Origin of the sequence: Sphingobacterium sp. UBA6645 (assembly GCF_002455685.1) — a bacterium.
Classification (GTDB): domain Bacteria; phylum Bacteroidota; class Bacteroidia; order Sphingobacteriales; family Sphingobacteriaceae; genus Sphingobacterium; species Sphingobacterium hotanense.
Window position 1 is genome coordinate 1 of record NZ_DKLH01000064.1, and the last position, 8921, is coordinate 8921.

An 8921-nucleotide genomic window follows, 5' to 3' on the forward strand; every position below is an offset into this window, starting at 1 on the left:
CCGAAAATAGGGAGGGTTACATATCAATGGTCGGCTATTTCTTAACCTTATGGCTTCTTTAGCGGAATATGAACGAGAGCTAATTCGTGAAAGAACGAAAGCTGGCTTGCAATCAGCGAGAGCACGTGGTAGGTTAGGAGGTAGGCCCAAGGGATATAGCAAAGAAACCATTTCTAAATTATTACTTATGCGATCAGTTTACAAGGATGTCAAAAAGAGTCCGGAGGAAATATATACAGCGCTAGATTTGACTCGTGCTACTTTTTACCGCTATGCAAAGATTTTAGATATGCATACGGATGAGGAGATTAGGAAAATGACTCTAGTAAGAAAATAGTTCGCTCTAATTCTATTTTATCATTCAGTATTACGTTATATTTGCGCATATTAATCAATATGCGAATCAAAAATGAATTATTTTAAATATTTTTTCATTATATTTTACTCAGTTTTTTTAACAGGCTGTTCAAAAACCGAACTACCAAAATCATTTTCTTATAAAGAAAATTTAGAGAATCTGATTTTTAAGTTTACAAATTTGGATCAACTATCTAAATATACTGGTATAGATAAAAATGTGTTAGTAGGTATTGCATTCGACCAATATGAAACAAATGAAGATTTGAATGTGGCTCTTTATGATTTATTAAATGAATTTATTGAAGACAAACCTGATGCACTTGAAACTTTAAACGAGAATAGTAATATATTAGATAATATTTCAATTCCAAAATCATCAAGTAGTACCTTAAGCATTGAAGATTTTAAAAATCAAGAATCAATAAAACACACCCAATTTCAAGACACCTTACACTCTACTATAGTCGAGACCATCTTAAATCGTAAACAAGGTTTTCTTGATTCAAAATTTTCAGTTTGGAAAATCTTACCTATGATATGGGAAAGAATAAAATATAATGAAGAAGAGATTTTAAAAAAATGGAATAGTGATTTAAATAGTATTTTGGATTTTCCTGAGCTAAATATGCAATTACAAAATCAAATAAATTCTTATAGTGATTATATAAACGTAAGTCGTCGAATTAATGGTATTAATAAAGAATTTAAAGCACCAATTATGAATATTGACGAATATGCTAGTACATCGGAAAAAACTTTAGAAGAAAGTATTGTTAATAGGCTTAATAATGAGATTTATTCCACTGTATTCTCAACAGTAATTGAATTAATGATTGGCTTATTTGTTACTTTAGTTGCCAATTATTATTTAAATAAGACAATTCAAAAAAACATTGATAATTTAAATGCTTTAAATAAAGGTGTTTGGGGAAATAAGAACAAAGGTTTTTTGAGTAAAGTTGTAGTTTCTGGTATTGCAACGGTTGGTACACTTTTTTCAAACAATGAGATTGAAAAAAAATATAAAAGGAAAAAAAAATATATAAATATTATTACTACTATTATTTTTTTAATTGGCCCGTTTATATTATTTGATTATCAAAGTTCGAAACTAGAGGTTAAAATTGATCAAATAATATCAAAATCAATAGTCGAATATCTACAAAATCAAAACACTGAAATTTTAAATGATTTAACTTTTCAAACTAACAATTTATAATGTGAAAAGATCTATTCTATTCTTATTGCCAATTATAGTAGCCGTCAATTTGACGAGTTGCTTAAAAAGTATTTTTAAAGAAGCTACCTCGGAAAGTATTGAAATAGGGGCTGAGAAATCTATGTTGAAATTAACTAAGGAGGTGTCCTCAGAGGTGACAGAAAAAGCACTTTTAAAGGCTGTTTCTAAAGGGGCGGTAGCAGAGCTAAGTGTTCCAGTAGGAAAAAAAACTTTAGAAGTTATAGAATCTAAAACATTTAAAGGAAAATTCTATCCTGCGATAAATAATCTAGGAATTCTTTCGGAGAAGTTTCCTAAAGAATTTAATTCTAAAATATTAATAGAAAGAAGAAAAGCAATAAGTCCTTATATGCAATTTCTTACTTCTGATAATATAACTAAAATTAATCCGGAAAAATTAGCACTAGGTTATCCTTCTAATGCAAAATATTTAAAACAAAATATGCTTATTTCTATGGATCCTCCTATTGCGAAGATTAATAATGCTTTTGGAGGTGCTGACGCTCATCATATAATAGAAGGGACAGACCCTGCAGCAGCATTATCTAGAGATATTCTTAATAAATTTAATATTGATATTAATCATCCAATTAATGGAATATTGCTTCCTAAAGACAGGAATAGTATCTATAAAGGAACTTTACATAAAACGTCACATACAAAGGAATATTCTGAATATGTTTATCAAAAGATTAAAAAATCTAAAAGTAAAGATGAATTGATTAAATCTCTGACCGATATAAAATATGATTTATATAATGGTAAAATAAAACTTGAAGGGGCGCTTCACACAATAAATAAAAATGATATTAATATATAAAAAATTTGGATATTTAAATTTCCCTGATTAAGGATATAAGTGTCTCAAAAAATGAGGGTTTTATTGTTGTTGTTGCCATGATAGATATTGTTAAGATTGTTTGATTAAATAGCATCGGATGCTCATAATTGTTCTGAAATACCGAGTTATCCGAGCTTTTGTAGGTTTTAGATAAAAGTATTGAAGATTACTACCCCCCAAACTCCATCAAATAAGCCTTCAAGAACTCATCCAGGTCGCCATCCAATACAGCCTGTGTATTTGAAGTCTCATAGCTTGTTCTCAAATCTTTGATAAGTTTATACGGATGTAGCACGTAGTTCCTAATCTGCGAACCCCATTCGATTTTCTTTTTCGAGCCCTCGATTGCGGCCGTTGCTTCCTGACGCTTACGCATTTCAATCTCATATAACTGAGACTTCAGTAAGCGCAAAGCATTCTCTTTATTCTGCAATTGCGAACGCGACTCCTGGTTTTTGATAATGATACCCGTTGGTTTGTGGTGTAAGCGAACAGCGGTCTCCACTTTGTTTACATTTTGACCACCAGCACCCCCTGAACGGAAAGTATCCCATTCCAATTCGGAATCTTTCACCTCAATTTCGATATTGTCGTCGACCAAAGGATAAACATACACCGATGCAAAGGAAGTATGACGTTTGGCATTCGAATCGAATGGAGAGATGCGCACTAAACGGTGCACCCCATTCTCACCTTTAAGATAGCCATATGCGAAGTTCCCCGAGAATTGTAGTGTAACCGACTTAATGCCTGCGACATCACCCTCTTGGTAATCCTGCTGGGTTACCTTGCAGCCGTGTTTCTCGCCCCACATGATATACATGCGCATCAACATTGCCGCCCAATCACAAGATTCCGTACCACCCGCACCCGCAGTAATCTGCAAGATCGCATCCAGTTGGTCCTCCTCCGCACTGAGCATGTTCTTAAACTCCAGCTCCTGGATATCGGCCAATGCCACTTGGTATTGCTCTTCCAATTCCTTCTCTGTGCCATCGCCGGCTTGAAAAAACTCGTACAGCACACCCGTATCATCAACAGAGTTCTGTACAGCATCAAATTGATCCGTCCATACCTTGTTGTTCTTAATGTTGTGAAGTACTTTTTCTGCCGCTTTGGGGTCGTCCCAGAAATCAGGTTGTAGTGTAATCTGTGTTTCGCGGTCTATTTCCGCTTTCTTCGCATCGATGTCAAAGATGCCTCCTTAGGGAAGTAAGTCGATCCCTCAAGTCTTGAATTTGTTCCTTGGTCATAAGAACAAAGATAATATAAATTTGAGGATACCTTTCCTGTATTCCTTATATTTGAGGAAAACTTGAACTTTATGTTACCAAGAGTAGATTTTACAACAACCCAAGCTTACAGCTATTTAGCAGACCATTATATCAGTGTAAACGAAAAGAGCTTGAAAGAGCTCTTTCAGGAAGATCCACAGCGCTTCAAAAAGTTCTCCTTATACCTTAAGGATATCCTTTTTGACTATTCCAAGAACAGAATAGACGAGCAGACGATGGCACTCTTAGTACAATTGGCAAGAGAGTGTGAATTAGAAGAGGCGATCAAGGCGATGTTCGACGGCGAGAAGATCAATGAAACCGAAGGGAGACAAGTATTACATACAGCCTTAAGAAACCAGTCGGATAAGGCGGTCCTCGTAGACGGAGAGGACGTTATGCCATTGGTGCGCGAGGTTTTGCTAAGAATGAAGTCATTCTCTGACCGTGTTATATCTGGTGAATGGAAGGGCTATACCGGTAAAGAAATTACCGACGTGGTGAATATAGGTATTGGTGGTTCAGACCTGGGGCCAGTAATGGTTACAGAGGCATTGAAATCCTATAAAACTCGGTTGAATGTGCACTTTGTGTCTAATGTCGATGGAACACATATCGCTGAGACCATCAAGCATCTGAATCCGGAGACTACCTTATTCTTAATTGCATCGAAGACCTTTACCACGCAGGAAACTATGGCAAATGCCAATACCGCTAAGGAATGGTTCCTCAAATCTGGAGCGAAGGATAGGGATGTTGCGAAGCATTTCGCCGCACTGAGTACCAACGATAAGGGCGTGTCGGCATTCGGAATAGATACGGCAAACATGTTCGGATTTTGGGATTGGGTAGGAGGGCGCTATTCCCTTTGGTCGGCAATTGGGCTATCGATCTGCCTATCGGTGGGATATGATAACTTTGAAGCCTTATTGAAAGGTGCGTATGAAGCTGATGAACATTTCAAGAACACCCCTTTTGAAGAGAATATCCCAGTTGTGATGGCTCTACTGGGCATTTGGTATAATAACTTCTTCGAAGCTGAAAGCCACGCCATCCTTCCTTACGACCAATATTTGCATCGCTTTGCCGCCTATTTCCAACAGGGCGATATGGAAAGCAATGGAAAATACATCGACCGCAATGGTAAGCGCGTAGATTATCAAACAGGGCCGGTAATCTGGGGTGAACCCGGAACAAACGGCCAACACGCGTTCTATCAATTGATCCACCAAGGAACGAAATTAATACCTTGCGACTTTATCGCTCCAGCTATTTCACACAATCCCATCGGAGATCATCATCAGCTCTTGCTGTCAAATTTCTTTGCACAGACAGAAGCGCTTATGAACGGGAAGTCTGAGGAAGAAGTCGTAGCGGAGCTAGAAAAAGCAGGAAAATCCAAGGCGGAAATCGATCGTCTGAAACCTTTTAAAGTATTCGAAGGAAATAGACCTACCAACTCTTTCCTGCTAAAAGAAATTACACCGGAATCTCTAGGAAGCCTAATTGCATTGTACGAACATAAGATATTTGTTCAGGGGATTATCTGGAACATCTTCAGTTTTGACCAGTGGGGCGTAGAGCTCGGAAAGCAACTTGCGAATCAGATTCTACCCGAGCTAAAAGGAAATGAGAACATTAAAAGCCATGACTCCTCAACAAATGGATTGATCAATCAATATAAGAATTGGAGATAAACTGCGTATCACAAGCAACCCTTCGTTCTCTCCGAAATAATAACAATTCTTTTTAGAGCCAACCCAAATAGCGGGTTGGCTTTTGTTTTCTAAAAATGTCTGTATTCAGAGGCGATCACTTTCATCCCTGTTGCTGTTTCAATGAAAACATGAGAGGTTTTATTTAAAAACACGCCTTAAACCCCTAAACCATTGCGTTTATATGATAGCCCTGATGATGTTCAGGGGATCTATTTATACCTAAACTTAGGTATTTCCGAAGAAAAATATTAGCTCTAATTTTGATGAAATAGACCAGCTATAGCCAATTATCGATCAGTATAAATAGGCGGTCGCAAAAAGGACTCTATAATGTACATCATATGAAAATAAAATCGATCCTACTAGGAGCATTGTTGTTGCTGACATTCGTGTCCATTGCCCAAAACAAAGAATATACAGAATATTACGACAACGGTCAGTTAAAAACCTCAGGCTTTAAAACACCATCTGGAGAAAACGCTGGGAAGTGGACTCATTATTACGAAAATGGGAACCCATATATCATTCGTAGCTATGTAAATGGGAAGATTGAAGGGGAAGCCTTTTCCTATTTCGAGAACGGCAATTTAAAGTCTATTGCCTATATGAAGAACGGAGAACCCGAGGGGCAGATAAAGACGAACTATGAGAATGGCAAGCTTAAATCGGTTACGACTATGAAAGGCGGGAAAATGCATGGAGAGGGTAGGCTTTATACGGAGAGCGGGAAACTCAAAGTGATAACCCACTATTTAGATGATATGCAACATGGTGAGCTGAAAACTTACCACGGCAATGGCAATGTCGAGTGGGTTATGCAATACGTGAATAATCGAATAGAAGGCGAAGCAAAACTGTTTTTTGAAACCGGCGAATTAAGAAGTGTCGAAAAGTATGCAGGAGGTGTAATGGAGGGGGATCCCTTGGTCTTTTTCAAAAACGGAAAGCCCGACACCAGACGCCTACAGCTGCGAGAGCAGTTAGAAAAATACGTAACACCAAGTAAGGATATTAACGCAGTCACAGAAGTTGTAGTAACCGAGTGCGAGGTTCAGATTTTCCATAAAACCATCGGAAAAACCGGTGAAAATGTAATAAAATTTCCAACCTCCTTGCTAGAGATCGAGGATCAAGGTGAAATTAAGTATTCCGCGGAGGATGTAATCTACTACAGATATCTTGACGGGGATTATCATATTTCCTCAGAAACGAATTCCACAAGCCTTTGGTTTAGAGTGAAACCCGAGGGTAGAAAAATAATTGAAGAACTGATGAGAAGCCTAAGTAAAGACTGTAATCCTTTTTCCTTGTAAGTAGGTCGGCCGTTTCCATTTTTCAGGAGTTTCTTATTACCGGATCTATAATAACAAAACCCAAATGCTTTCGAGATTTTCGGTTTGACGAGAACAACTTCGAAAACAGGTCCTGCACTAGCAAGAATCACTCATACACTAATAGAGTCGTTAATCAACGGAAAGACTCAACAAAAAGTCGAAGCAGACGAAAGTGAAGATTGATCAGAACGCTTTAACTAACCATTACCAACAAGGGAAACTTAATGCGGAGGTGATCGCCAAAAAGACGATCTTTTTCTTTTTACTAAGTTCTTTTTTAAATTAACTACTATAAAGATTGGTCGCTATTGGGAACTCTATTGCTGCGCATTCCACCCGACATATTCTTAAGCGTTTATTTATTCTCTCTTAGACAATAATACAGAGTTTTTTTTATGCGATACTTTTTTTGCCCACTTGGGAGCATCAATCAGGGTTGTTGGGCGTTCGGGTTGTAACATTTCTGTACTGCTCTAAAGCTGAGATCGCAATTGAGTTTTGGCAGTTGGTCAGAGGTTCGTCTCCTGCCGCTATTAGAGAAATATATTGCATTCATCTATCTCGTGATCTGCGCGATTTCAGGGGCTCTGGGCACCGCGGTTTTCCGGAAATTAAGACTGCGTGTTTTCGGCATTCCACGGCTTTGGGTACTGATTTAGCAAGTACTGCCAAATAATCGCTTTGTTCTTGCTCGAATTTAAATTGGGCGTCAAGATTTCAAAGTTGGTACGGTCATCATAAAATTGTAGGTAGCCACGAATGATCCGGCCCGTTTGAGAGGTTCCAGTGAACTCAGCTCCCCTTACGCCCGCATTGGTCGTTTCGCAAAAGGTGGTGATGTCTTTGATTGTTGTCATAGGTTTTTATGGGATAACAGCTAAAGCCCTAAGTTGTTCTCTCGTTAGGTCGCCGAGCCTCTCCATAGGGAGTTTCATCGTGCTCCAAAATTGCGTAGGGTGACCTAATGGACGATACGCTAAAAAGACAACTCGTTGCCCTGCTGGATGTTGCAAGATCCAAGGTCCGTGCTCCCGCTGGTCTTCGATAAATACGTTTTTTTTGATGTTTATACATGCTGGAACTGTGGTTTTGCATCGGCATGATTCCTTCGACCACACCTTCTGCACCATGTGTGTAAAGGACGTTCGGCAGCAAAACCGATGGGTTTAAATTCCATGGATTATCGCGCTATGTTTTCTATCAATATAACCAAGCCCGTCCCGGAAATCTGACTTCCATATGTTTGTTGATTGGTCACAAAATGTGTCCTACTTTGTCAACAGATACATTATGAGCCGACAAGTTTAACGGAGCGAATCGTTGTTGTCCGGCGTTGGCGCCGCCTCGTCCGAATGAAAGCAGTAGATACCTTCGCTATACCATGCCATTGGGATGAACAAACCACCGTAGTGCCTGAAATCTACGGGTCACCGGTTGTGAGAGTCGGTCATCAATTATTTTAGCGCCTAATTAAGACCTTCTCGATCCAAGCTTTTGAAAGGCCTCTGCATAATCAAACTCGACTCCCATTGGATTCTTTGTTTCGCTTGGCTATCTTCGTATTATGTTCAGGGTGGATAATATTGAAGAACTGTTATCCCGACTTTTAAAACTCGGCGCTGAACTCGTTGGAGAGGTGGTTAACTACCAGAACATCTGTCGGCTATGCTATATACGCGGAACAGAAGGGTTTCTGTTTGGACTAGCCGAACAACTTGGTGAGCAAACAGCGAAAGATGTCTTAGAAAATTCTTGACATTTAATGAGAAAATTGCAGAGACCAACGGTGCCAAAAGTATGTATTTACCGACATTAGTAAAATTAATCATCTTATTTTCAGATGTTTGTAATTAATTAGCTTAGTAAGCGGTACAGATACGAACCATTTAAAAAAATGATATGAGAATGACAATTGAAACACACCATACCAACAGTTTAAAAATAGCTGAAATTATTTCTGACGAAATTATTTTAAGATCTGTCGAAGACGGATTGGATCTATTGGGCGATCTATACTATCAGGGATTTGATAAGATTCTTATTCATGAAAAAAGCATTACGCCGGATTTTTTTGATTTAAAAACCAAAATTGCAGGTGAGATACTCCAAAAATTTGCTCAGTACCGAATGCCTTTAATCATTATAGGTGATTTT

General features: G+C 38.2%; 8 protein-coding genes and 1 pseudogene. 7 read left to right on the forward strand and 2 right to left on the reverse strand.

Annotation, left to right across the window (positions count from 1 at the left end):
* Positions 1–28: 28 nt before the first annotated feature.
* The 3 genes and pseudogenes from B2400_RS17900 to B2400_RS12305 form a co-directional block, all read left to right on the forward strand.
* Positions 29–158: pseudogene (locus B2400_RS17900) on the forward strand (recombinase family protein); the annotation flags it as partial.
* A gap of 251 nt (positions 159–409) precedes the next feature.
* A complete protein-coding gene (locus tag B2400_RS12300) occupies positions 410–1579 on the forward strand; it encodes a hypothetical protein (protein ID WP_293933728.1) in 1170 nt (389 codons plus the stop codon).
* Position 1580: 1 nt separating this feature from the next.
* Positions 1581–2420 (forward strand): AHH domain-containing protein, encoded by an 840-nt coding sequence (locus B2400_RS12305; RefSeq protein ID WP_293933730.1) that lies wholly within the window; start codon positions 1581–1583, stop codon positions 2418–2420.
* Positions 2421–2610: 190 nt separating this feature from the next.
* Here B2400_RS12305 and prfB read toward each other — a convergent pair.
* A protein-coding gene (gene prfB, locus B2400_RS12310) for a peptide chain release factor 2 (RefSeq protein ID WP_293933733.1) occupies positions 2611–3694 on the reverse strand; the annotation gives its coding sequence in 2 pieces (ribosomal slippage) (positions 2611–3633 and positions 3635–3694; 1083 coding nt in all).
* Between the two features lie 71 nt (positions 3695–3765).
* Between prfB and pgi the strand changes: the two genes are divergently transcribed.
* Positions 3766–5412: a glucose-6-phosphate isomerase gene (pgi, locus tag B2400_RS12315; protein WP_293933736.1), complete on the forward strand. Its 1647-nt coding sequence runs from the start codon at positions 3766–3768 to the stop codon at positions 5410–5412.
* Positions 5413–5774: 362 nt separating this feature from the next.
* Positions 5775–6746: a toxin-antitoxin system YwqK family antitoxin gene (locus B2400_RS12320; protein WP_293933738.1), complete on the forward strand. Its 972-nt coding sequence runs from the start codon at positions 5775–5777 to the stop codon at positions 6744–6746.
* 632 nt (positions 6747–7378) lie between these two features.
* Here B2400_RS12320 and B2400_RS12325 read toward each other — a convergent pair.
* Positions 7379–7624 carry a hypothetical protein gene (locus B2400_RS12325; protein WP_293933740.1) on the reverse strand — a complete coding sequence of 82 codons (246 nt, stop codon included), beginning with the start codon at positions 7622–7624 and terminating at the stop codon, positions 7379–7381.
* Positions 7625–8331: 707 nt separating this feature from the next.
* Here B2400_RS12325 and B2400_RS12330 point away from each other — a divergent pair.
* On the forward strand, positions 8332–8523 hold the full coding sequence (locus B2400_RS12330) for a hypothetical protein (RefSeq protein WP_293933743.1): 192 nt from the start codon (positions 8332–8334) through the stop codon (positions 8521–8523).
* A gap of 143 nt (positions 8524–8666) precedes the next feature.
* Positions 8667–8921: DUF4180 domain-containing protein (locus B2400_RS12335; protein WP_293933745.1), on the forward strand; the 255-nt coding region annotated here is incomplete at its 3' end.

Coding starts and splice junctions, on each gene's coding strand:
- B2400_RS12300 (WP_293933728.1), top strand. CDS start 410: ATGAATTATTTTAAATATTTTTTCATTATATTTTACTCAGTTTTTTTA.
- pgi (WP_293933736.1), top strand. CDS start 3,766: ATGTTACCAAGAGTAGATTTTACAACAACCCAAGCTTACAGCTATTTA.
- B2400_RS12320 (WP_293933738.1), top strand. CDS start 5,775: ATGAAAATAAAATCGATCCTACTAGGAGCATTGTTGTTGCTGACATTC.
- B2400_RS12325 (WP_293933740.1), bottom strand. CDS start 7,624: ATGACAACAATCAAAGACATCACCACCTTTTGCGAAACGACCAATGCG.
- B2400_RS12330 (WP_293933743.1), top strand. CDS start 8,332: ATGTTCAGGGTGGATAATATTGAAGAACTGTTATCCCGACTTTTAAAA.